Annotated in this window: 16 protein-coding genes and 1 other annotated feature; of the genes, 7 read left to right on the top strand and 9 right to left on the bottom strand. The window is 30.6% G+C overall.

The annotated features are described in order from the left end of the window. The first annotated feature begins 79 nt into the window (after positions 1–79). Together KPL44_RS10855 and KPL44_RS10850 are read left to right on the top strand one after the other, a co-directional pair. Positions 80–775: an ABC transporter ATP-binding protein gene (locus KPL44_RS10855; RefSeq protein ID WP_216249776.1), complete on the top strand. Its 696-nt coding sequence runs from the start codon at positions 80–82 to the stop codon at positions 773–775. A gap of 30 nt (positions 776–805) precedes the next feature. Further along, on the top strand, positions 806–3,136 hold the full coding sequence (locus KPL44_RS10850; protein ID WP_216249773.1) for an FtsX-like permease family protein: 2,331 nt from the start codon (positions 806–808) through the stop codon (positions 3,134–3,136). 200 nt (positions 3,137–3,336) lie between these two features. Here KPL44_RS10850 and KPL44_RS10845 read toward each other — a convergent pair whose 3' ends face one another. Then, the gene (locus KPL44_RS10845) at positions 3,337–4,533 is read right to left on the bottom strand and encodes a MerR family transcriptional regulator (RefSeq protein ID WP_216249771.1); all 1,197 of its coding nucleotides are present in this window, start codon (positions 4,531–4,533) and stop codon (positions 3,337–3,339) included. 425 nt (positions 4,534–4,958) lie between these two features. On the opposite strand from KPL44_RS10845, the gene KPL44_RS10840 reads away from it, so the two are divergent. The 4 genes from KPL44_RS10840 to asnB all read left to right on the top strand — a co-directional run bounded on the left by KPL44_RS10840 (position 4,959) and on the right by asnB (position 10,191). After that, positions 4,959–6,272: an ABC transporter substrate-binding protein gene (locus tag KPL44_RS10840; protein ID WP_216249768.1), complete on the top strand. Its 1,314-nt coding sequence runs from the start codon at positions 4,959–4,961 to the stop codon at positions 6,270–6,272. A 111-nt stretch (positions 6,273–6,383) separates the two neighbouring features. Beyond that, on the top strand, positions 6,384–7,250 hold the full coding sequence (locus KPL44_RS10835) for a carbohydrate ABC transporter permease (RefSeq protein WP_253201724.1): 867 nt from the start codon (positions 6,384–6,386) through the stop codon (positions 7,248–7,250). Between the two features lie 3 nt (positions 7,251–7,253). After that, the gene (locus KPL44_RS10830; protein ID WP_216249764.1) at positions 7,254–8,096 is read left to right on the top strand and encodes a carbohydrate ABC transporter permease; all 843 of its coding nucleotides are present in this window, start codon (positions 7,254–7,256) and stop codon (positions 8,094–8,096) included. A 116-nt stretch (positions 8,097–8,212) separates the two neighbouring features. After that, positions 8,213–8,467: a binding site (T-box leader), on the top strand. Between the two features lie 134 nt (positions 8,468–8,601). After that, a complete protein-coding gene (asnB, locus tag KPL44_RS10825) occupies positions 8,602–10,191 on the top strand; it encodes an asparagine synthase B (RefSeq protein WP_216249761.1) in 1,590 nt (529 codons plus the stop codon). A 141-nt stretch (positions 10,192–10,332) separates the two neighbouring features. On the opposite strand, the gene KPL44_RS10820 is transcribed toward asnB, so the two are convergent. The 7 genes from KPL44_RS10820 to KPL44_RS10790 form a co-directional block, all read right to left on the bottom strand. After that, positions 10,333–11,940 carry a hypothetical protein gene (locus KPL44_RS10820; protein ID WP_216249758.1) on the bottom strand — a complete coding sequence of 536 codons (1,608 nt, stop codon included), beginning with the start codon at positions 11,938–11,940 and terminating at the stop codon, positions 10,333–10,335. After that, a complete protein-coding gene (locus KPL44_RS10815) occupies positions 11,933–12,643 on the bottom strand; it encodes an ABC transporter ATP-binding protein (RefSeq protein WP_216249755.1) in 711 nt (236 codons plus the stop codon). The genes KPL44_RS10820 and KPL44_RS10815 overlap by 8 nt, the downstream gene beginning before the upstream one ends. 392 nt (positions 12,644–13,035) lie before the next feature. Then, positions 13,036–14,997, bottom strand: coding sequence for an SEC-C metal-binding domain-containing protein (locus KPL44_RS10810; protein WP_216249752.1), 1,962 nt, complete (start codon positions 14,995–14,997; stop codon positions 13,036–13,038). 173 nt (positions 14,998–15,170) lie between these two features. Then, on the bottom strand, positions 15,171–15,911 hold the full coding sequence (locus tag KPL44_RS10805; RefSeq protein WP_216249749.1) for a PD-(D/E)XK nuclease family protein: 741 nt from the start codon (positions 15,909–15,911) through the stop codon (positions 15,171–15,173). After that, positions 15,912–18,125, bottom strand: coding sequence for an ATP-dependent helicase (locus tag KPL44_RS10800; RefSeq protein WP_216249746.1), 2,214 nt, complete (start codon positions 18,123–18,125; stop codon positions 15,912–15,914). Then, entirely contained in the window at positions 18,106–20,238 is a 2,133-nt protein-coding gene (locus KPL44_RS10795; protein ID WP_216249744.1) for a hypothetical protein, read from the bottom strand. Before KPL44_RS10795 ends, KPL44_RS10800 begins: the two co-directional genes overlap by 20 nt. A 226-nt stretch (positions 20,239–20,464) precedes the next feature. Next, positions 20,465–22,168, bottom strand: a complete 1,704-nt coding sequence (locus KPL44_RS10790) for an N-acetylmuramoyl-L-alanine amidase (protein ID WP_216249739.1) — start codon at positions 22,166–22,168, stop codon at positions 20,465–20,467. A gap of 203 nt (positions 22,169–22,371) precedes the next feature. On the opposite strand from KPL44_RS10790, the gene KPL44_RS10785 reads away from it, so the two are divergent. Next, entirely contained in the window at positions 22,372–22,800 is a 429-nt protein-coding gene (locus KPL44_RS10785) for a GNAT family N-acetyltransferase (protein WP_216249736.1), read from the top strand. 138 nt (positions 22,801–22,938) lie between these two features. Here the strand turns inward: KPL44_RS10785 and KPL44_RS10780 are convergent, their stop codons facing one another. Further along, positions 22,939–24,891, bottom strand: a complete 1,953-nt coding sequence (locus KPL44_RS10780; RefSeq protein ID WP_216249733.1) for an oxidoreductase — start codon at positions 24,889–24,891, stop codon at positions 22,939–22,941. Positions 24,892–24,945 lie beyond the last annotated feature (54 nt).

Genomic DNA, 24,945 nt, shown 5'->3' with positions numbered 1-24,945 from the left:
AATTATACTATAATAATCTTTAATTGGAGATAACTGTTACCACTGTGGTAAATGGATATTTATAGGTAGGAGGATATCAATGGAATATATTTTACAAGTCAAAAATTTATTAAAGATGTACGACAAAACGGAAACAGTATTAAAAAATGTATCAGTTAATTTTGTACGTGGAACATTTACTACAATAGTAGGGCCAAGTGGATCTGGTAAATCAACATTATTAAATATCATATCAGGCTTACTAACGCCTACAGATGGTGAAGTTATTTTTAAAGGGATAGATATTACAAAGTATAATAATGAAAAACTGGCTTTTTACAGAAGACATAATGTAAGCCATATATTTCAGGAATATAATTTGCTTGATGATTTAACTGTAAAAGAAAATATATTATTAGGCATGGATGATAAATCACAAAGAAAGTATCTAGATGATCTTATGAAAGATTTAGGAATTATTGAATTTCAGGATAAGTTTCCGAGTCAACTATCAGGAGGAGAGCAGCAGAGAGTATCCATTGCAAGAGCTATGATTAAAAAGCCTGAATTAATATTTTGTGATGAAGCAACAGGAGCACTTGACGAGAAAAACAGTAAAAAAGTAGTTTCTTTACTATGTGAAATACAGAAAAAGTATAAAACTACAGTAATATTTATAACTCATAATCAAGAAATTGCAAAGACATCAGAAAGAATCATAACAATGAAGAATAGTACAATCAGTAGCGATTATTTTAACAATAACAGAATAGATGCGCAGGATATGAAATGGTAGAAACTAATATCTCATACGAGGTAAATATATATGGAATATATTAGTAAACAGATTAAAAAAGATTTCATGAAAAATAAGAGTTATGTACTGGTGATAGTTTTAATGGCTCTGTTTACGACATCAATGTTTTTATTTATTAGATATTCAGTCGATAAGAATGTAACAAATGTAAATGATTATATTCAAGCATATAATCAAGAAGATTTCCGATTCAAAGTGGATGTATTTTATGATAGACAATTGCGGCAGGACATTATCCGGAAATATAATATATCAGACGAAGACATAAAAAAATATGGAATTGAAACCATTATAAAAAATAAAAATATAGATGTTTCTGAATTCGAAACCCAGCTAGCAAAAAAGTTAGGAAATAAATATAGTTTTATGTTTGCTAAAAGATCAATAAAAAAGATTGTGACCAGTTACAAAACATATTATTTTATTAACAATCTAACAGATGTTAATAAAACTAATCTCTTAGAAGGAAGACTTCCGAAAAAGGATAATGAAATAGCAGTTCTTCCTGGATATGCAAAAAAAAATGGAGTGAATATTGGAGACACTATCAAAATAAATAACACCACCTATACAATTACAGGTTATATTTATTTACCAGATTATGTAGCATTTGTGCCATACGGTGAACTGGAACAAACATTTGATAATGCTTCCTTTGTAATTGCTGGTGGCAATACATTTAATCTGATATCTGGAAACTTAACGGAATATTTCTGTGGTAAATATAATAAAAATGTGGATGCTCGAGCTATAAAAAGTAATATAAATAATAATAAGAGTTTTAAATACTTTGAAGAATCTTCCAAAATTGATGGAGATTCACTTCCAACTATGGGGCTTAACTCAAATAGATCATTAGCATTTACATTTTTGCTATCATTTTTAGTTGTAACTGTATATGTATATTCCATGTTATATAAAAAGTTTATCCAGTTATATAGAAAAAAATTTGGATTGTATAAAGCATTAGGATTTACTACAGGTAAAATTGTTAAAGTATTGCTTGGCTGTACACTTCCATATATATTTATCGGAAACATCTTAGGAACAGTTACCGGCTACTTTTTATCGTCGGTCCTAGTTAATCGCTTTGTAGAAACTTATTGTTTTGATGGATTTACAAAGGGATGTAATATAAGTACCTATGCATTGGGTATATTTTCATTGCCGGTAATCAATATCATTGTGATTTTAATATATGTATACCTTTTTTATAAAGAAGATGCATCATTATTAATGAAAAGTAAAGTTATAAAAAACAAGATGGGTTTATATACATCTTTCTGTAATGTATTATGCAGATTGGTTCCTGAAAAGAATAAAGTTTCTTATAGAATACTATTTAGAAAAAAATCAAATATCATAATGAGCTTTGGAGCTGTAGCAATAGTAAGTACGTTATTTGTAACAAGTATATCACTCTACAGATCAAGTGGATATGCAATGGATAATCAGTTTGAAGGTGTTAGCTATAAAGCAAAAGCGATTAGCGAGGTATACACGAATGACAGGGATGATTACGAAGACTTTATTCAAGTATCAGCAGAACTTTTAATGAAGGATGAGAAAAATAATTTCGACATTATTGGACTTCAAAGAAACAGTAAATATATGAAATTGCGTAATGAAAGCAAGGAAATAACAATAGTTAAAGATAGTTTTATTATATCAAAAGGCGTAAGTATTTTATACAATTTAAAAAAGGGAGATCAGATTAATTTAAAGCTAAATGGATTGTCAAATAATGAAACAATAACAGATGTATGTAGCAATGGTGGTACTTTTATGGTATACACAAGCAAAGAAAAGCTTGCAGGAATGTTGGGTGTGTCAAAAATGGTACATAATGGAGTTTTCTATTCTACAGATACAATAAAAGCAAGTAATAATTATACTAAGATAATAACCCTTGATGAAGAAAAGACAGTTATAAAAGTAGGTTCTTCTTCAAATCAATCAAGTGCCATTATAAATCAGGTAATCGCGGTTATCTCCGGCCTTGTCTTGTTCTACCTTGCAATACAAGCTGGTTTTCAGGATAGTGAAAAGGACATATTGATAATGCGTAAATTAGGTTATTCTGGTAAAGAAATTTTCAAGATGATTATAGATGTTTACAAAGGATTAATCATTATGTTTTATTTACTGACATATCCAGTAGCCATGTATATATCGAAATCTATACATGTAAGTATATCAAAACAAACGAATGATTATATACCATTTTCTACCAATATATTTATATTTGTCGCAGGATTTATTTTAATACTTACCTGTTACGAGTTAATTGTAACTTGTTTTAAGCTACAAATGAGCAAAAAATTAAATCAATTACAGTAGAATAGCTTTACATAAGAGATTGATTTCTACTATTTTATTCTTTCCAGTACCCAGAATGATTAAGAGAAAAATAAAATGACGTGAAACCAAAATTCACGTCATTTTTCATGTTCTATACCCTCATTCAAATTTAATATATATAATAAATACTTAACTTCATATATTAGTATCTAATTGAGAATAAACAATACTTTTATCCGTTACTTATTATTTTCAGCATAAAATTTTAAAGCTTCTCCCATAAATTTAGATGAACCACTGCCATATTTCTTGTCCATTACTTTGATATACATAGGATTTGACAAATAAAGTTCTGCTGTATAACCCCAATGATTTTCTCCCTCATCTACTTTTAAAGTTTCATTTATTTTTCGGTTCTCATTTGCTATTTGAGAAACAATTTGTTGAATCTCTTTTGAAGTAGTGTCTTTACTTAAGTCCGATCCAAGTTTTTTATATAGTGTTTCTATTTTAGGCTCATAATCTCCCAAATAAATTTTTAAAGCTTTTCCCATAAATTTAGACGAACCCTCTCCATATTTTTTATCCATTGATTCTATCCACGACATGCCACTTCCATCATAGTTTTTTTCTAAGCCCTTAGGAAATTCCAACAAAAGTTTCACCATAATGTTCCAATAATAATCTCCAAGCTCATTTTTAAAAACTTCATAATCTCTTTTAGCTATACCCGTTATTTCACCCGCAATATCTTGAATTTCATCTGAAGAAGGATCTTTACTTAAGTCAGCTGTAAGTTTTTTATATAGCTCTTTTAATTTAGGATGTCTATCATAAATACACTCTTTTTTAAAATCATCAATTTGTTCTGCTTTAGTCATTGCATCACTATTAAAAATTTTCTTCATAGATTCCACATATTTTTTTATACTTCCATATTCCTTTACAGCCATTTTAGCAATTTCAGTTTCTTTAGATTTACATGTTTCAATTAATTCATCATATTTATCCATACTGCCATAAGATTTAATTATAATGTCTTTGTGTTCAGTTTTAAACCCTTCTAGTGCATTATAATATTCACTCATATCAAATTCTTTAAAACTCATTGTATTTTCTCCTTTTAATGTTTTATTTACAAGATCTATTAAACCATTTAATCTGTTGCGCTTTAAAATAAGCAACTTTTCATGACTTTTTAGTGCTTGCATTTTATCAAAGTGGGCACTAGCCATGATTTCTTTAACTTCTTTCAAAGGTATATCAAGTTCCTTAAAGAATAAAATTTGTTGCAAGGTTTCAAAAGCTTCATCGTCATAAAGTCTGTAACCTGAGTCTGTGAAATTACTTGGTTTTAGCAATCCTATTTTATCGTAGTAATGTAGCATGCGCACACTTATTCCTGTCAAATCCGAAACTTGTTTTATTGTTTTCATTGCTGCACCTCCAACTTTGATTTTAAAGCTATCAATACTGCCAGACACTCTGCCGGCCATGAGTTTTTGTCAATATACTTAAGCTCTATTTTTATATTACACTATGACACTGTGTTAGGGTCAACACTTTTTTACAACTTTTTTATGAGCATCTAATTTAGTTAGAGAAAATAATTTAAATCACTTTAAATAAGATGTATAAGCCTGAGTGAAAAATATAATTATACGATTTAACATATTAAGGTAGTCTATTAATATACTATTAGTGTGGTATATAATATTAATAATTTATTTCTATTATGGAACACGGCAATATGAAATCGTTCTCACAACATTGCATATCAGTATTAATAAATATCTTAAAGTTACAAAGTCCTACTATTTTAAATCACTTAAAATTTAAAAAAGAAAGAGGGATGTAAACAATGAGAATGAAAAAAATATTTTGTCTTCTAATAACCGGAATTATGCTTACTAGTCTATCTGCATGTGGTAAAAAAGATAGTAAATCCACAGTTGCTACTGCAACGAAGGAAAGCACCAAAAGTACAGGGAAAGACATACACATTGCATCATGGAACAATGCAGCAGATAATTTAACAACGATTGCAAAAGCTTTCAATCTAACACATGAAGGTAGCGGCAAGGTTATTATTGATTATGCAGATAGTGATTATTCAAAACTTAAACCTACACTTGCTTCGGGTAGTGGTGTACCTGATATTTTTCAAACTCAAAATCGTGATATACCTGCATTTTATAACAATTATGGGTTAAAGTCATTTGCTGATATAAGTGATATTGTTAACCCGGATTCTGCAAATTGGGTAGATTTTGCATTAGAGACATGTAAAGCAAAGGACGGTAAATACTATTCAATTCCATGGGATATCGGACCAGTTGCCCTGTACTATAGAACTGATGTATTTAAAGCTGCCGGAATTGATGTTTCCACATTAACAACTTGGGATAAATATATTGAGGCAGGCAAAAAAATAAAAACAAAAGGTAATTATTATTTAGAAGCATACAATTTTAACGGTTCTACTTGTCAAGATGAATTTATGATTTATCTAAATCAATTAGGAGGACAATATTATGATAAGGATGGTAAAGTAAACTTAGCATCTGAGCAAATGATTAAAGCCTCAAATTTAATTAATAAAATGGCTGATGCAAAAGTTGCTATGGATATTCCAAATGCATGGGATGATAGGATTAAAGCAATTAATGATAATAAATTAGTAGCATTCGCGTATCCAGGTTGGTTCATGGGAACAATGAAAAATTCATGTGCAACTACTTCTGGTAAATGGGGTATTATTAAAATGCCTGCTTTTGAAGAAGGAGGAAACTCTTATGCTAATGCTGGAGGTTCTATACTAGCTGTTTCTGCTAAAACTGTAAATTTACCTTTGGCAAAAGAGTTTTTATCATATGCAATGAAAACTAACGAAGGTAACGATGTAAACATGAAATTTGGTGAGTTCCCTTCATACAAACCTGCATATGAAACAGAATTTTTCAAATCTAAAAATGAATATTATGGCGGCGTGGAAGTTGGTACTATTTTCTCGAAATTAACTGGTGCTAAAGCAACTACTTGGGGTCCTTACTTTACAGATGTTTCAGCTGGTTTAAAAACTGCTGCTGGTAATATATTAGCTAACAAAATGGATCCTAAAACTGCTTTAGATGCAGCAACAAAAGCTGCCCAGAATACAATAGATGCTAAATAACTTTATTAAACCATAAAACTTTCATTCATATGTAATGAAAGCTTTGTACCATACATAGGTACGAAGCTTTTATTTTTAAAACTTCCATAATAAGAAAGGAAGGTGATCATTTTGAAAGAAAACACCAAAAGAAAGATAATACCATGGATGTTCTTAGCGCCATTTCTAATTATATTTTTAACTTTTATGGTATATCCAATCATTTATTCACTTGCAATTAGTTTTACAAAATACAGAGGTGGAGAATTCGTTCCTGTTGGATTATCTAACTTTAAATTTGTTTTAACGGATCCTACTTTTCTAAAGGCAATTAAAAATACATTTACAATTTTGATTATTCAAGTTCCGATTCAAACTATGCTTGCACTTGTAATAGCAAATTTTTTAAATAGCAGGAACTTGAAATTCAAAGGATTTTTTAGAATGTTTGTATTTATGCCTGTACTTATAGATACAGTAAGTTATTCTATTGTATTTTTACTCTTCTTTAGCAATAGTAAAGATGGTTTAATTAATAGTTTAATTAGTATGTTAGGTGGATCATCCGTTGAATGGATGAATGTAGCATGGTTATCAAAGATTGTAATTATTACTGCATTAACCTGGAGATGGACAGGTTATAACGCCATTATCATCTTAAGTGGTCTACAAAATATAGCTGCTGATTTATATGAGGCAGCCTCTATCGATGGAGCTACTAAAATAAAACAGTTTTTTTCGATAACATTACCAGGGGTAAAACCAGTGTTACTGTTTTCAGTAGTTTTATCAGTAAACGGGGTACTTCAGTTATTCACAGAGACAAACTTAATTACTAGAGGCGGGCCTGTTGATGGAACTTTAACAATTGTTCAATATTTATACAATACGGGATTTGTTTCATTTAACTATGGGGTTTCATCTGCTGGGGCATATATTCTTGCGGTTATGATTGCTATTTTAACCTTTATTCAGATGAAAGTGACGAAAGGAGATTAAGTTATGGCTGAAATAAAAAAATCTAAAAGCGTAAAAGGGTCTGGACTTGTTTATGTTATATTAACAATTGTTGCTATAGTATGTTTCTTTCCGTTTGTATGGACTATCATTGCATCATCTCATACAAACACGCAAATTTTCCAGAGTTCTAAATCATTTGTTATAGGAACGAACTCTATTAAAAATTACATCAACCTTATGGCATTCTCTAATATTTGGAGAAATTTGTTTAACAGTATTTTTATTGCCACAGTATATACGATTTTAGTCTGTATAATTGATTCAATGGCTGCCTTTGCATTTTCTAAATATAAATTTAAAGGAAGGGACGTTCTTTTCTTTATTTGTGTATGCTCCATGTTCATACCACAGCAAGTTACATTAGTCCCCCTTTTCATGCAACTTTCAGCAATGAATTTAATTAGCAGTCCATCAGCAGTTATTTTGCCGGCACTTGCTAGTATCTTCGGAGTATTCTTAATGCGTCAGAACCTTATGGCGTTCCCGGATGAACTTATGGAATCCGCAAGAATCGACGGAGCTAATGATTTCAGGATGTTTTTTCAGATTGTCGTACCAACTATGAAACCAGCATTTACTTCTTTAGCTATTTTATCATTTGTTCAACAATGGGGTAATTATTTATGGCCATTGATTGTTCTAAATACTAAAGATTCTTTTACTATCCCGCTAGTTTTAGCATTAATGCGGGCTGGTGGAAATATAGTAGATTATGGTGCTATTATGGTTGGAGCTGTTATGGCATTAGTTCCAGTACTTGTATTATTTCTCTTTTTTCAGAAGAATTTTATACAAGGTATGCTTAGTGGATCTTTAAAAGGATAAGATAATATTTCAAAAAAATGAATTTTATTTTAAAAAATAATTCATAAAACTATTGACGAATTATAAAATACGAAGTAAAATGAAAGGAATTCAAAAACAAAATTCATATAATCAATATAAAAGCCTTGATGGGAAGAGTAGTTATTATGAAATAGTCAAAGCGAATCAGTGGTGGTGAGAGACTGATACTAATCAAATGGTGAAGAACATCCCGGAGCTTCCAAACGAAATTTATTAAGAGTAGTATTGGACGGAGCCAAACCGTTACATCTTGGACAGTATCGAATTTATATTAATTCCGTACTGATTAAAGTGAGCTTTTTAAGCTAATTTAGGTGGTACCGCGGAAGTATAAGTCTTTCGTCCTATTTTTTATAGGATGAGGGCTTTTTTTTGTATCTAAAATTAAGGAGGTTAAAGTCCTAAATGGACTTTAACGGGTAATTTGTGAGCGGATCGAGCGGGTTTAATTACCACCTGTTCCGACTAAAAGGAGGATATTAATATGTGTACAATTATGTGTTATACAGGAACAGATATGAAACATGATAAATTTGCAGAGGCTCTGCAAAGAACCGAATCTAGAGGACCAGATATGACAGAGATTCTTACTTTACCGTCTGGTATTTTAGGGTTTCAAAGACTTTCTATTATGGATTTAAGTTTCAGCGGAATGCAACCATACACAAGAAATACAGATGCATCCATCTGTAACGGTGAAATTTTCGGTTTCCGTGAAATTAAGAAAGACCTAATAGAAAAAGGACATAAGTTTATTTCTAATAGTGATTGTGAAATATTACTTCCAATGTACTATGAATATGGGCTAGATATGTTTTCAAAATTAGATGCAGAATTCGCAACTGTAATATACGATGGAAAAAAGGACACTTTCATTGCAGCAAGAGACCCAATTGGAATCCGTCCTCTCTTTTATGGTTATTCCGAATCAGGTAAAATCATATTTGCAAGTGAAGCGAAAAATTTAATTGGTCTTACGTACAAAATCATGTCATTTCCACCAGGCCATTATTATGCTGATGGTAAATTTACATGCTACTGCGATATCGCAGAAACTAAGGGTGCTTATTGCAATGATGACATAGAAGTTATCTGCAGCAAAATTCATGATAAATTTGTAACTGCTATAGAAAAACGTATGGATGCTGATGCTCCAGTAGGTTTCTTGTTAAGTGGAGGCCTGGACAGCTCCCTTGTATGTTCAATTGCTCAAAAAATGTATCCTGGAAAACCAATTAAAACCTTTGCCATAGGTATGACTGAAGATGCAATTGACCTTAAATATGCTCAGGAAGTTGCAGATTACATTCATAGTGATCACACAACTATATATATGACAAAAGAAGAAGTGCTTGGATCACTTGAGCAGGTTATTAAACTTCTTGGAACCTACGATATTACCACGATAAGAGCAAGTATGGGAATGTATTTGATTTGCAAGAAAATACACGAGATTTCTGATGTCAGAGTACTTTTAACCGGTGAAATTTCTGATGAGTTATTTGGATATAAATATACTGATTTTGCTCCAAATGCAGAGGAATTTCAAAAGGAATCACAAAAGAGAATAAGAGAGCTTCATATGTACGATGTACTTCGTGCAGACCGTTGTATCAGCTCAAATTCTATAGAAGCAAGGGTACCATTTGGCGATTTAGATTTTGTAAAATATGTTATGTCCATAGACCCTGAAAAGAAATTAAACAAATACAACATGGGTAAATACCTTTTAAGGCATTCGTTTGAAGGTGATTATCTACCAGATAATATTTTATATCGTGAAAAAGCAGCATTTAGCGATGCTGTAGGGCATTCTATGGTAGACTATTTAAAAGAATATGCCAAGGATTGCTATACTGATGAAGAATTTGAAAAACTATCTAACAAGTATAAATACAATTCTAAACCATTCACAAAAGAATCATTGTTATACAGAGAATTGTTTGAAAAATATTATCCATTACAATCAGAAATGATAGTAGACTTTTGGATGCCAAACAAAGAATGGGAAGGCTGTAACGTAAATGATCCTAGTGCCAGAATGTTGTCAAATTATGGTGCCAGTGGAAAATAATCAAGAAAATACTCATAAAGGAGCTATCTCAAAGTTTTATTATGAGATAGCTCCTTACTAGTTTTAAATGGTGCAACACCATTTCAATATTTTTTGCGATAACCTATATCTTAAACTAGTGTGAAGAAGAAATAGGGATCTCTATTTTAACTTAAAAGTTCTTGGAGCCACTCTATAGGTTAAAACCAATGCAACCCCCATATATACAAGAGTTGTTATAATAATCCCTGCAGTAAAATAATATGGAGGAGTATGAATTTGAAGACATGCATAACAAGCAAGATACATAACCATATTTACGAATTTAAATAACGGACTTTTTACCGTTAACTCTGCTGTATAAGGCTGTAACACGTAATACATAAACAAATGATGTATGGAAAAAAAGCAAGCTAAACAGAGTATGCACAAAAATAATGGCATCATGCTAATAAGCTCGTAACTGTATCCACTGGCCACTATAATACAAACTATAGCAGCACATAAAGTTAAAGCAGGTATCAGATTAAGAATAACTACCCGCTTAAGCCTAGACGTAAAATTAGATAAAATCACACTACCCTCTCGGTAATAACCATATCTTAATAAACTAACATCACAATTATAAAACATGGCCTTACAAATTCTTTCCCCCGTTGACATGGTATACATAATAAATATTAATATTGGAATACTTTTTTTAATTTCAGTCACTAACATTGTCCTTTTATTTGGCATAAAAAATACCAAATACATTCCAATTAAAAATATAACACATATTAATACAACTCTTTGCTTTATAGGCTTAACCATTATTCTTCTAAAACGAAGAAAAAATAATGAATTTAAATATTCATATCCTTTCTTTTCGTCATATTTTTTTGTATTTAATTCTTCCTTACTCATTCTCTTTTCATCCAATTTTACTGTTGAAAAAGTAGCGCCCTTTCTAATAGCTTCTACATTATATAATTTATCCTTAGTTAATAAAGCTTTTGCAATTAGTGTATATTTTATATATTTCCATAGGTATATAAATGATACTACGCCTAGTCCTAATAGAATAATTACAACATAAACATTAAATAATATTGGATTAAAATTAATTGCATGTCCAAAACATGGTAATGCATAAGCAAGAAAAAGCCCGCCAATCACTACTACAGATATAAATATTGCTTTCTTTTTAATCAAAACTTCTTTCTTATCATATATATGGAGCTGTAAACCTTCACCAATTAATTTCAAAGCTGTTAATTCCGCAACTAGCACTATAGCTTTTAGTGGCGAAAATCCTATTATTATTCCTATAATGATTACTGGAATTACAAAGTATATAAAATCTGTTATATTTCTATATACTATCTTTGACAAATAGTATTCTCTAGCATCAGCCTTCATTAAGGTTATCATGTTAAAGGCATCTTTATTGTTTTCATCAAAAATTATACTTTTTATAATTGGTCCTAAAACAAAACTTAAAAAGAAAAGTATATGTATGAAAATAGGTTGCATCTTTGTTATATCTTTAGTGATTAAATAGGAAGGCAAAATAATCATTATACCTAAATATATGGCTTTCCCTATGAATCCTGCGAATACTCCTAAAATTTCACGTATTACCCCTATAATTAGTTTAGCGTGAGTTTTTTCATATAAATTATCAGGAATTTTTTTTCCCAGAAGAGGTATCCTTTTAAGAAAATAAATAAAAGTATTAGCTTGCTCTGCAAAAGATACCTTAAAACTATTAATAAATGTACTAATCATTCCCCCCCTCCTTCAAAATCTTCATAATCTTCTCTTCAAATTCAGCACTTTTTAGAATCTCACTATCCACTTCTTCTAAAATGCAATTATTTAGAACCAATATTTCATCGCATAAATCTGTAGCTAATTGAAGAATATGAGTAGAAAAAATAATAATATGCTCACTTTTCATTTTTTTTAACAGATTCTTAATTTCCAGGGCCACCACTACATCAAAAGAAGTCAAAGGTTCATCTAGTAAAATTACGGGTGGTTGAGTTATTAAAAGACAAACCATCTGCATTTTATTTTTCATTCCATGTGAGTATCCCTTCATCAACCGATATCTGTCTTCATTCTTAATCTTTATAATATCGAAATACTCATCTATTGTAAGCAAATTTTCAATTTTGTCCTTATTAATATCAATATAAAATTTTAAAAACTCATATCCAGTTAAAAACTCTGGTATAACGGGATCTGAAAAAACATATCCTACCTTTCTATAATCTATCTCCTTTGCTGCTTGTCCCTCGCACATAATACTAACACTACCACTTTCATATTTAGTTTCCCCGCTAATGCAATTAAAAAGAGTTGTTTTTCCTACTCCATTTCGTCCTAATAGTCCATATATTTTCCCTTTTTCAAAAGTAAAGGATGCTTTTTTAAGCACCTGTTTCTCTCCATAATTTTTTTCTAAATTTTCAATTAATAATTTCATTTTATTTCCCCTCCTCATCACTTACTTTTTACTTCATACTTAACTATATTCCGTCTCCCCTACTCTAATTCCTTTAATCGATTTTAATACCTACTTTTGATCCACGTAATTCTTAGACGACATTTCAATATTATTGTTCTTCCAATTTATATTATATACGGATATTCTATCTTTTTATTAAACTTAATAAATTCTTTATAATTATTACTAATTAAGATGAATTATTTATACTGCAAATTAAAGTGTCCACCCATAATATATTAACTTAGAAAAATAGAGCTAGAAGATAAATGTTTATCCTCTAACTCTAAAAACGTCTGCATCTGCTGAAGTAGCCCTTAGATTACCTAGACCTTTTGTAACAAATACATCCTTGCCATAGTGAAAGCTTATTAAAATAACTGAATAACCTTAGATCCACAACATTTTTTATATTTTTTACCGCTTCCACAAATACAAAGATCATTTCTTCCTATCTTAGGAGTAGAATTATTATTATTATTATCTTCTGAATTTAATTCATTAAAAGTATATCCTTTTAGTCTCCAAAGTCTAGTGTTATTTATAAAACTATTTATTTCTACTAAAAGTTTTTGAAGATCCTTTTCACTTATATCTCCCAATGCACTTATGATGTTATCTACTACCTCTTCTTTTTCATTTTCTTGAATATCATCATATAAATTAATTATAATCATTTCAATTTGTGTTTCTTCTATTTCCCAATTATTCTCTAAATACTTTTTTAATCTCATGGTTATTTTATTTTCAATTAAATATTCCTCATTAGCGGCTTCAAGTAGCTCAGCCTTTTCTATAATACAGAAATCCCTATCGCTTGAAATATTATCTCTTGTATTAATAATATTTATAGTATCTTCTAGAGGAACCATTATACTACTAGCTATATTCCCTTGCAGCCTATACCCATCATAATAATCTGCACCACTTACAATTACTGCGTAAATATCAGTTTCATCTAAAGAATAGTCAATATAATTATTAAGCATCTTTATAAAATCACTCATAAATAGTACTCCATAATTATAGGTCATTCCCCACATCAACTTTATTATTTCTGTGTTTTTAGCTAATATCTTTCTGTACTCCACATTATCTATGGATTTTATAGCATTTATTGTTTCATTTGGCATGATTAAATATATACCATCTTCTCTCATCGTTGCAAAAACAAATCCACATTCTAAAAAATATTCTGGATTTGATGTGAACTTATCATCTTCAAAAGATATATATCCCTGGTTTTCCATTATTCTTTTTAAAAATTCATATCTTTCACTATCAATTGAATATAGTGCCTTTTTTATTTTCTCTTCATATACCTCTAAAAGTTTTTCTATTAGTTGGCCTTTATTAAACTTAGATACCCTCGTAATATTTAGCATATATGTTGTTTTTAATAATTCATCTTTTGTATCACATTCTAATAATTCTCTTAAATTATGTGTAAACTTCCCTCTTTTTAATCTATTCAATAATTTTTTTGCTTTATATCCAACTTCTGAATTCATATCATCCATTGCAATATCCAAAAGAGATTCAAAGTCCCCTTTAAAATCATCTACATTGAATTCATCATCCTCTATAAATGGAACTATATCCTTTCGCCCTTTTATTTTAGTTTTCTTAAACTTAAATTTATTTCCTGGCAAGTACTGCTTTTCCGTATCTCTTTCTCCTGCATATCCACAAACTCCATCCCTAGGTGAATTTCTATATTCAAATTCACCTACCATATCAGCGTCTTCATCTACACAATCTTTACAAAAATACTTTTCTTCTTCATAATCAAAATACTTTGCCTTTTGATTACAATTCGCACAAAAATTTTGTATTTCATCATTTCTAGTTAATATTTCTATTTGACTATACTTCTCCCCTACCACATACTCATCTATAACTTCAAGTTTTAATGCAGTAGTAGAACCAAAATCATAGTCATATTTAAATTTATCACCTACAGAAATCACCTGTCTTAATTTAAAATCCATTGTTTCAGTTTGAGGAAAAAGTTCAAATTCATCTTCTATTGAAGAGTCATAGTTTATGTCATCAATAATAAAACTACTTAAGTGTCCACAACATTCTAACCAAATATTTCTTAAAAAACTATCCAGATTCTTTAAAGTTAAATCTATATCTATAGCTATATACAAACTATACTCTTTTGATCCATACTGTGGAAGTATAGACAAAATATATTGACTCTTAGTTTTTTTAGAACTCGCGATAGACTCTCCTATCTTTTCTTTCCTAACTTTACAGCCTTTAACATGTTTTTTAACGGTTCTTTCTGATAATTTCTCGTTGCAGTAATAACATTTACCTTTCAAATCATATCTCTCCATTTCTTTTTCTTAAATTTAATAATAATATTATGTCTATTATAAGATAATACACTAAAATCTTTATATTATAAAATATTACAATATTTCTTTAATCCACTTAACAATATGTTTGACTCTATTTTAATATTTCATACTTACACATCCACATTTATGAAGCACTAAACAAAAGCATCACATGCCTGAGTATCCCCTGCGAATTCGCAATACTTACACATTTTTCTATACAATTCAATATTGAAATCTAAACTAAAATCATAATTAGTAAGCCTGCGTATTATATCTATAATTTTTTCTTCATATACTTTATGCTTACTCTTTGAATAATTAATAGTGATGATATCCTCTTTAAACTGAGGTTGCCAAAAACTCATGCTTATATTTTCAAATGGTATCTCTCTATCAAATATTTCTAAGGACCTTTCTCCTACTATATACATATAAACAATAGCTTGCATTCTTTTACTTACTTCACTATAATCGAGCTTCCTATTTTCTGTCTTCCAGTCCCATATTTCTATTTTATTATTTGGCTTAATAATTATTAAATCATACTTCGCTTGAATCCTAATATTATCTTTTCTCATTTTAATTTCATACTCTGGCAAATATATATTCTCATCTATAATAGTAAATTTTTCTCGAAGCGACTTTGTAAAGTGGAGTAATTCAGTATTACTCTCATTTATAACCAAAGTAATATTTGAAAAATATCTTTGAGCTATGAGATGAAAATCCAGTCCCATGTTCATATTCTCATAATAATCCTCATCATCTATTGAATCTTTTTTCCATCTAATATTATCCAAATATTTTATTTTAAATTTAAGAGGACATTTATCAAAAGTATTTAAAAGATTTTGACTATAATAGACATGATTTAATTTTCTAATGTCCAACATTTATAAAACACCCCTTTGACTATTTATGTAATCTTGAAGAACATAAAAATACTTTGATGGTTTATCTTCATTCCATTTTCCTTCATTAGATCGGGTTGCCATTAAGATTAAATATTCCTTAGCCCTTGTTATCCCTACATATAAAAGTCTTATTTTTTCATTTATTATTTGTATTTTAGCTTCCTTTAATGGATCTTCACAAATATTATTACCTAAAATTTTAGCAATTTCGGCCCTGCAAAGAACTGTTGGGCTTTTAAATTCATCTTTCAAATAATAATAGTCTTTAAATTTATCATTTGTCATATAAGGATACTGATAAGATGTAATATTTAATATTAGTACACAATCCCATTCTAGCCCTTTAGCTTTATGACAAGTTGATATTGTTACTCTATCAGGGGATGGTTCATACCCCTCTAAGTCGTATATTATACCTGAGATATGATCAAGTATTCCATTCTTTCCATCTAGCAATTGCTCTGCTACAAACGCTAATGAAAATCCACTATTATCAATAGACGCAAATCTAACATAAGACGCAACTGCCTCTGCCATTGCTTTGTTTTCAAGCGTAAAATTTAGAACATCGCTAATATATAAAATTAATCTATCAAAATGTGTCTGAGGATATTCAAATATTGTTTTAATTAAATCCATAGAACTAATAAATTGTTTATACACCTTAGAGTTTAATATTTCTCCTGGAATATCCAGTTCATTTATTTTGCCGCAACTTGGGTACATCAGCTTTTCAACATCATAACCACAAATAAAATGGAATAATTTTTCACTTTTTTCATTTTGTTCCTCGCAGAAAACATTCTTAATTAAATCTTTAAATAAAACACTATCTTGTGGTCTTGAAATAAATTGCAGTATATATCCTAATGTACTCGTAACTTTAATTTTTTTATCTGATTTATTTGATAACTCATCACATTCGATATTAGAAGCTCTAAGAATATCTGCTATTTCTCTAACTTGATTATTAAAAGGAACTAATATTGCACAGGTTTTCCCAGGAAATTTTTCTTTAAATTTCATAGCCACGCGAACTGCTTTTTTAGTTTCATCTTCTCTTGAATTACAAATCATAGTGCTTATACCATAGTTATCCTTGCAGGTTTCAATTTTATCATCTAAACTTTTAATTCTTTGATCTACTAATGCATTTCTACACTTTTCTTCTCCATGCTTATTGTTTGTAAACTCAACTAGTTCATTTGCTAAATCAATAATATGATTTGTACTACGCCCCGCCATAAACATTTTGAATGCATTATTTGCCTTGCCACAAAACTCCCTAAAATATTCAGGGTCAGACGCTGTAAATGTTCCTGTTATACTTTGATTAACATCCCCAACTCTTACTAAATTACCACTTTTCTCTGAAATTAAACTTAGTATTTTTCCTTGAATTAAATTAGAGTCTTGGCATTCATCCTCAAAGACAAATGTATATTTTTTTTGCACCTTTTCCCTAACTGTGTCATCAGTTTTTAAAAGTTTATACGCAAGAATTAGCAAATCATTATAATCTATATACCCCTCACTTTTTAAAATTTTACTGTAAGTATCATAAATTTCAGATATATGTACTAAGATACTATTTTGATCTAATGATTTTATATCTTCTTTTAATTTTTCAGCAGAAATGTCATTTATCTTTAATTCACCAATAGTTGTATCAACTGTTGTAAAAAAATCATTCCACCACTTATCTTGTTTCCCACCGTATTTATTTAAGGATTTATCCGATATCATCTTCTTAAATGTGAATTCTCCGCCCTTCCTTCGCCACATTGATATGCAATTATTTAAATATAAACTTTTATTAACATCATCCAATATTTTAAATTCTTCATTAACACCCATTACATCTGGTCTATCTTTTAAGATTTTCAGTGCTAAACTATGGATAGTCATGACTTCATAATCATTACTTGCGTTTATTCCCTTATTTTGTAACACCATAGAGATTCTATGTTTAAAGTTGTTAACTGCACTATTCATAAAAGTTACTATAAGTATTTTACCAGGTTTATGGACCTTATCCTTTATAATTTCACATACTAGATTACATATTATGAAAGTCTTTCCTGCACCTGGAACTGCTGGCACTGCCATAGTTCCTCCTCGATACAACATTATAGGCAACTGGTCCTCCCTATAAACAATTTTTTTAACTTCATCATTTATCTCCTTTATCAATGCTTTCACCTCTTTCACTTAATATTTCTATAAGAATATCTGCAAATTTACTTTCTTGCTCAAATCCACTTAGAGAATATTCACTACCATATATGTATAATTCACCTCTACATTTTCTTAATAAACAATTAACCACAGACATTAGAATTCCATAAACATTATTATTTTCTTCTCTTTCAGTATACATGTCATCACTATTTCGATTACTCTTTAATACATAAGAATTTGATAATTCCCCTACATTTCTAGGAGACCACATATTGCTATTAATATCCGTCCATATCTGAACCTTACTGCTTAAATTAGATGTCAAATAAGTATAAGGAGATGTTAAGACTATACTATTATCTTGTAATAACATTTCCTGAATCTCATTCATGTTGTAAAATCCACTTCCCTGTCCCCTAATAAATTCTATAAACCTCTCCTCTGAAGATTTCCCTTTAAACTCTAATTTATCTAAAGTATTTATGAAGCCTTCGCAGCTTTCATATAAACCTATATAGTCCTCTATATGTTCTTTAACTTTTGGCAACCTTATAAGAACTTCTGAAAAGGCTTTTCTGAAAAATTCGCCAAGGGAGCCCCTGTGATCTATTAAATTAACTTTATAATTTTCTATCCACTCTTTTAACTCATTATATTTACCTACTGCCTCGATGCCCACTCTATCTTCAATATCGGGACTAATGTCTTGCAGGCCACTTTCAGTTACAAAAGAATATAGCAAAGACCCTCGAATAACATCTAGCTTTAGCATAAATGAGAAAAAGTTTTTATAATCTTCCTTTGTTAAAGAGATACTTTTATAATCATTACACAATACCGCGAGTACTATTAAAGGGTGTAAATATTCATTATCTATAAACCTATCCTTTTTAGAAGTCTCCATAACTGATATATTTAATTCCTTAGCTTTTTTCAAAAGCTCATAAGAAACAATAAAATCATTAAATGGACATATTATTGCTATATCCCTTGGTTTAAGTCCCTGATTTAAGAGTTCTTCAACTTTTAACATTATCTTTTGGACCATTTCCGATCTTAGTTGTGATGTCATATCTATAAAGGCTGGCACATCTTCATTTATTTTATCCTCCATAAAGAGATTGTGAGCCCTGTTATCTATTATCCTAGAAAGATTAATAAAATCATCATTACAGCAAAAATGATCATCTAAAATAATCTCGTGATGCTTTATAGTTAATTTACTCTTCAAATAATCAGTATTGGCTCCATAGTAACTACACAAACCCCCTTTAGGATTATAAAACAAATATGCCCTGTCTACATTACTAATAATCTTAAATATCAATTCTTGCTCTGCAGGGGATGATTCATCTATATCGTCTACTATAAGATATTTTATATTATTTATACTATTATATCTTGGATCATGAAGTAAGTAATTATTATATAAATAAAATGATAGTCCATAATCTACAACACCATTACAGAGTAATTTTGAAATATAATACATAGTTACTTCGTCTAATTGATTATATGTTTCTTTAATTAAGAAATCATTTACCTCTAATGAATTATAAAGCCTAGTTCCTATTTCATTGAAAGGCACTAATGACAGCGCAGCATTATTAATGTTAGAAATTAAATCTGATGCTATTTTTGAAGAGGTTGATGTTATATCTTGAAAATATCCTTTAGCTTTTCTAAAATGTTCTACTAAGGCTTTCATAGCATAATTGGTAGCATCAAAAGATGCAAACTCAGGCTTTAATATATTAATTTTTATTTCCGTGCACCCCTCTACTACATAAGGCCAATAAAGGGATAGTTCTCTCCTAATAAATCCATAATAAGAGCTTTTTCTAATCTCACCAGAAGTATTAAAAATCATCTCTTTGGTCCATGTTATATTTTGATATTTATTCATAAATAAACATAATATATTTGAACTTTTAATGTTTTCATTTTCTATAAGATTCTTGTATTTAGTAGTTGCAAGAGTTGTTTTGCCACTTGCCGAATTCCCTTTAATTAAAATACATTTGTGGCTAAATTTATCTTCATTCAATTTATCTTGAGCCTCTGTATAGTTCATAATATCAACTCCATGTGTTCCATTATTTTTATGATTTTTATTTATAATCATTTTATCACAATAGTATCAAGCAATATATTTATAATCATTATTTTCTCTATCCCTTTCCCCTATTTATTAAAAATAAGGTTATATTCTCCCACTTCTCCTGAAAAGCGAGCAAAAAAGAGCCACATCAACCGATGTAGCTCCTCATTATTTAATACAGATCTTTCATACCATATATAACATGCTTAAAGCCGTAAACCTAAATTCGTACGTATCCTCTAAAAAATATTTATTTGGACATAAAGAAAGCGAAAGCATCTGTATCACCTGTTGCTAACATACTTCGTGTGTGTACAGCCTGTCCTTGATTATCTGCAACATATGCTATAGTGTAATCACCGTCATTAACCCATCCCATAAATACAAACGTATGTGTAGGATATCCAGTACAATCATTTGTTGTAAAACAAAGGCTTCCTGGTGCAAGCTCTTTAATATCCTTTGTTTTTGACCATTTATTACTATTTAAATAATTTAAATATTGATGTGTGTTGCATACCCCTATAGGTACTGGTACACTTATTCTTCGCATTGCCTCGCTTGAAAAATAAACACAGTTATTTATTGTTACTCCATCATGCAATTTTACTGCTGCCTTTAGTGTACTAACAACATTGGCTGATGGAGTCAAATATATAAATAACTTTTCTCCGATTACCGTAGATTGCAATTCTGTAGTTGGTGTAGTTATTATAATCGGTGCAGCTGGTGTAATTGCCGCTCCTACATTAATTATAGCTTTTACTTTTACACTAGTCCCGTTTATAGTTCCATAATAGTTATAAGTACCTGAATCAATTATATTGAATACATTATTAGGCCATGTTACTCCAAGCGTTTTCTTAGTATTATTACTCATAGTAACATTTGTAGTTGCAGGGAGAATATATTTATCACCTGCGTTTACATTAACAAGTATATCTGCAGCTGAAGTTGCTGTTGAAGTATTATCGTAAGTAGTATCATTATTTGCAAATCCAGCATAACTCATTAACCCATTAGCTATTGCCTTTGCAGCATTATTTTGATACTGCTGACTTTCTAATAATATTTCTTCAGATGGATTAGTTATGAATCCTAAATCTGCAACTATCGCAGGACAGCTTGTCTTATTTAATATTGCAAAATTACTTGTACTATCTGCTACTTGTATTCCCCTATCCTTAGCTTTTGTTGCTGTTATTAGTTCAGCTTGCAACGAAGACGCGAGTAACTTATTCGCACTTTTGTCAGTTGTGTAATATGTTTCAATCCCATTCGCAGCAGAATCTGGCGTATACGAATTCATGTTTATGCTTAAAAACACATCAGCATTTGCATTTTTAGCAATTAGTGCTTTTGCATCATCCTCACCACTTTGAGTCCAAGATACTGCATCGCTATCTCTTGTATATACTACATTAAATCCTCTTGCTTTTAGTATTGTACCTAGTTTTAATGCTGTACTTAGATTTATATCCTTAGCTTTGACACCACTGTTACTAGTTATTGTACTATAGTATTGAGCTGGGTCAATACATACCGTAAACTCACTTGGTTTAGTAGGTAAACTTTTGGTGGTAAAATCCATTCTAACTTCACTCGGAAGAACTTTTCCGTCGCTAGACTTAACATTGTCTGTTACTATCAACGTGTAAGTCTTTCCAGATTCATAATTTTTAACAGGTTGAGCTACTACAGTTTTATTGTTATTAGTTAGGACAACTGTAATATCTATGTTATTATTATTCTCATCAACCACCTTAATATTCGTGGTATTTACCGTTGGAAGACTTAAAGCCTTATTAAAACTCACTGTCCAAGGCTTACTAACTTCCACATCTTTTTTAGAACTCATACTGGTAAATGTGCTAGCTTGTACCATTGTTTGCATAGGTATACACACAACGAAAGCTAAAATCATAATTATAAATGCTTTAAAAATCTTTTTCATGTTACATCTCCCACGTTTAATATTTAACTATTTGTATAATTTTAAGTAAGTATGTAAATTATTGTTCTATTTCCAAATTAATTATACTATAAATTTATTTTCATCTCAATGTTTTTAAATATTCTTTTATTGAAAAGAATATTTAAAAGTGTATAATTATTTGTTGTACCAGCTAATAATTTGACTAATCTGAGGTGAGTTAAATGGAACTTGAAATAATAATTAGGGCTATGGAAGAATCGGATTTACAGAACGTCCTTTCATTAAGGAACATAGATTCTAATTCTGTAGTTTCGAAAAATTTTTATAAAAAGGAAGTTTTAATGAACTACTTAAAAAGAAATCCTAAAATTAGTTCAGTATCATGTACAGTGGAAGGAAAAATAATTGGTTTTGTATTATGTGGATATGATGGCATACGAGGTTTTATTTACCATATAGCTGTTTATGATAAATATGAAATCAGACGAATAAGCAAACTAATGGTAGATCGTTCATTATGCGAATTAAAAAAAATTGGAATTAATACAGGGTTTATATTTACCCAAAATAGCACCTTTGATTTTGAAGAATTTTGGCACTCCATTGGATGGACAGTAATTCCAGATAAGACATCCGAGGAAAGTATATAAAACTTCCAATGAATAATTTTTAGCATTTCATGACACTAAAAACCCTCAGATTGGATTTTCTTTCTTAAGAGAAATCCAGTCTGAGGGTTTAATTTTGCATTACTTGAAATGTTACTTATTCATAATTAGATCTCATACCTATATATCGAGAGCTGCATGATATCCTTGATATATTGCAGTTGTTATGGTAGATGCTTTTACACAATCACCAATTTCTCTAACAAAAGGTGCACAGTCAATTAAGTCTTCTACTACATCTCTTCTTGCTCTCTGTCCAAGTGCACAGATTACTGTAGTACCTGGAACTAGATGTTCCACGCAAGCTACATCAGCACAGACAACACCTTCTTGCGTTACACATAATCCCTTATATTCCATATGAACATGGATCTTATTATTTTTTTCTATTTCTGCAAGTAAAATAGGACGATGCCTAATATTTGCATCTGGAGCAAGTTCTGCTCTCATTTCTACTAGATGTACAATCTTACCTTCTTGTGCAAGATGTATTGCTGCTTCACATCCAGCAAGACCTCCTCCAAGGACTACTACTTCACCCTTAACCTTGTCCTTCTCTAAATAATAGTCATTAACAATAACTACATTATCACCATGTAAACCTGGTATTGGCGGTACAAGCGGTTCCGAACCAACTGCTATAATTAATGCATCAACATTTTCTTTATCAACATATTCTTTTGTAACAGTTGTATTCAATCGAATTTCAACGCCAGCATCCTTTGCTAATTTTCCAAGAGTTACACCTAACTCATACATTTCGTACTTAAATGGGATTGCTTGTTCTCCCTTAAGTATTCCACCTAACTCATCAGATTTCTCACAAAGAATTACCTTATGCCCACGTTTTGCAGCAGTGATAGCAGCTTCAAGTCCACCTGGTCCACCACCTGCTACTAGAACTTTACCTGGATGAGGAGAAGGAATAACTTCTGATCCACCTAGTTCACGTCCAATTAATGGATTAACAGTGCAACGCCTTGTAGATGTCATAGCACGTTCTGCCATACATGTAAAGCATCTTAAACATTTTACAATATCCTTATCTTTATTTGTCACAACCTTTTTCGGAAGTTCATGATCAGCTAAAAGTGCACGAGCCATTTCAACAACATCAGCCTTACCACTGGCTATAATTTCCTCCATCATCTCTGGGTCATTTAAACCACCAATCGTTGCAACCGGAACACTTACATTCCTTTTAATTTCTGCTGCAAGGTAAACATTAGATCCATGTGGTAAAAACATAGAAGGATGCGTTATTCCAAATCCTCTTTGATAAGTTCCTGCAGATACATGAAGCAAATCTATTTTTGATTCTATTAATTTAGCGATTTCAACGCCGTCATTTAAATCATAACCACCTTCAAATAATTCAGAACCACTCATTCTAAACTCGATTGGGAAGCCTGCCCCAACTGCCTTTCGGACACTATCAATAACCTCCTGTGCAAAACGTACTCTGTTTTCTAGACAGCCACCGTATTTGTCTGTTCTCTTATTAAAATAAGGAGACAAGAATTGATTAATTAACCATCCATGTCCACCATGAATCATAACCATTTCAAAACCTGCTCTTTTAGCGAGTCCAGCAGTATTTCCATAAGCTGCTACTATGTCATCAATTAATTCTTGAGTAAGTTCTTTTACCGGAAGACCATCTGGACGAATCGCAGCACTTGGTCCCCATTGAGATAGTCCTTGTTTTTTATTCTTGTCAGTTAAATAAGTTCCAGCATATTGTCCTGAATGAGATAATTCTACACTAGCAATTGCACCATGACGGCGGATAGCATCTGCAGTATAAGTAAAGCTTGCAAGTGAACCTACTGTTTCCAAATCTAAATGAAACATATGGGAACCTTCTGTTTCTGGATGAACCACACATTCACTGACAGTAACCGATGCCGCGCCCCCCTTAGCTCTTAATTCATAAAAAGCTGTTGAAGCAGGTCCAATAGTGCAATCAGCTGTTATATCTGTTCCTCCCATTGGAGCTGAAAACATTCTGTTTCTGAAATTCACATTTCCGATTTTGATTGGTTTACATAGGTTTGGATACTTTCTTTGCATACTTTTATTCTCCCTTTTGATTTATATTTTTAATCCTCATCTGTTTGTTAAATA

The organism is Clostridium sp. DSM 17811, assembly GCF_018861905.1.
GTDB classification, from domain to species: domain Bacteria; phylum Bacillota; class Clostridia; order Clostridiales; family Clostridiaceae; genus Clostridium_AD; species Clostridium_AD frigoriphilum.
Note: the sequence above shows the minus strand (reverse complement) of the source record. Positions and strands in the feature narration are given on the sequence as shown.